Source organism: Kineococcus vitellinus (assembly GCF_009906315.1).
GTDB classification, from domain to species: domain Bacteria; phylum Actinomycetota; class Actinomycetes; order Actinomycetales; family Kineococcaceae; genus Kineococcus; species Kineococcus vitellinus.
The window spans coordinates 1-1,678 of record NZ_JAAALL010000511.1 but is presented as its reverse complement, the minus strand read 5'-3'; the positions used below and the strand labels follow the sequence as shown (position 1 = coordinate 1,678).

Annotated in this window: 3 protein-coding genes; 1 reads left to right on the top strand and 2 read right to left on the bottom strand. The window is 74.8% G+C overall.

Annotation, left to right across the window (positions count from 1 at the left end):
• On the top strand, positions 1–379 hold a 379-nt coding region (locus GTQ99_RS22970; protein WP_205708081.1), incomplete at its 5' end, for an Lsr2 family DNA-binding protein.
• 85 nt (positions 380–464) lie between these two features.
• Here GTQ99_RS22970 and GTQ99_RS27330 read toward each other — a convergent pair.
• Complete coding sequence (locus GTQ99_RS27330; RefSeq protein ID WP_166617975.1) at positions 465–1,346, bottom strand: PH domain-containing protein; 882 nt, start codon at positions 1,344–1,346, stop codon at positions 465–467.
• Between the two features lie 2 nt (positions 1,347–1,348).
• Positions 1,349–1,510 (bottom strand): hypothetical protein, encoded by a 162-nt coding sequence (locus tag GTQ99_RS22960; RefSeq protein ID WP_166617974.1) that lies wholly within the window; start codon positions 1,508–1,510, stop codon positions 1,349–1,351.
• Positions 1,511–1,678 lie beyond the last annotated feature (168 nt).

Sequence of the window (1,678 nt, the reverse complement as noted above, 5' to 3'; positions counted from 1 at the left end):
GCCGTCTTCTTCGCCGCCGGGGCCGGAGCCCACCCCGGCCCCGGCCCCGGCGGCGAAGAAGACGGCCAAGTCGGCCACGAAGTCGGCCTCCAAGAGCGCTTCCACGTCGGCCGCCAAGACCGCTCCCGCGACGGCCTCCACCGCCGCGAAGACCGCGACGAAGTCGGCCGCGAAGACCGCGGCGACGCCGGCGGCCAAGACCGCCACGAAGGCCACCGCCAAGAAGGCCACCCCCGCGGCGGCTCCGGCGGCGAGCAGCGGCGGCTCCGTCGACGCGCGCGCCGTGCGTCAGTGGGCTGCGGAGAACGGCATCGCCGTCGCCCCGCGCGGCCCCATCTCCACCACCATCATCGACCAGTTCCGCGCCGCCCAGGGCTGACGCGCACGCTGTTCACGCCGAAGGGGCGGGGTCGGACGACCCCGCCCCTTCGGCGTTCCCGGGCGCGGGCGCCCGGCCCGGTACGTCAGCGGCGCCGCCGGGACAGCGCCCTGCGGGCCAGCTGGCGCACCCGCCGGCCCAGCGGCCGGCCCACCTCCACCACCCCGACCTCGCCGAACAACTGCTCGCAGATGCGCACGTAGACCTGGTCGGGCATCGGCAGCCGGTCGACGTGGCTGAGCGCCCGGTCCTGGCCGGCGGATTCCATGACGAGCTCGCCGTACCCGAGCAGGCGGCCGGCGAGCGAGCGGTTGTAGCTCATGTCCGTCACCTTCGACAGCGGCATCATCGCGACCTGGCGCCGGAAGACCCCGTAGGTGAGCAGGAGCCGCCGGTCGGTGGCCATGAACCAGTCGTTGCGCCACAGCATCCACTTCCAGACCGCGCGCGCCAGCAGCACCGCCCACAGCGCGAACAGCGCGTTCGGCAGGTGGGGGACGTCGTGCAGGCGTTCGAGCAGCCACAGCAGGGCCGCGAAGCCGGCTATGCAGCTCGTGACGGGCTCGGCGAGCACCACGAGGTGCCGGCGCAGGCAGACCAGGCGCTTCTCGGTCCCCAGCACGTAGCGGTCCACCGCCTCGGGCGGTCGTTCCCACAGCGGGTCCGCCTCGACCACCTCGACGGTCGTCAGCACCACGTCGTCGCCGTCGAGGTCCTCCGCACCCGCCGCGCGGCCGTCCCCGTCCCGGCCGTCCCCATTCCGACCGTCCCGGCCGTCCCGGTCGTCGGCGCGCCGGGGGGTCGTGGACGTCGCGGGGCCGCCCCCGGCGGCGTCGCCCGACCCGTCCGCGGGCCCGTCGTCCAGCTGCCAGGTGCCGTCGTCGCGCTTGCGCAGCCGCGCGCCGGAGAGCAGGAGCAGTTCCCTGGGCGGCTCGTCCGGGTCCTGCCGGTGCTCGCGCGCGGCCACGGTCAGCCCAGCAGGCCGTCGAAGAAGTCGCCGATGCTCGCGACGATCGTCCCCAGCGATTCACCGACGGCCCGCACGAATCCCGCCGCCTGCTCCGGAGCGCGGTACACGGCGTACAGCGCGAAGACGATCAACACCCACCACAGAACCCGGCGCCACTTCACGGCCGACTCCTTCCCGCGTTCCCCCGAACGCCACTCGTGACCACGCTGAGCCCGTGAGGAGATCACGGCGGGCCACATCCTGCCGGAAGGGGGCGGGCAGCACGAAGCCCCGCGCCGTGGCCGGGCGGGGCTTCGTGGTGGAGCGGATCGCAGGAGCGGGTGGCGGGG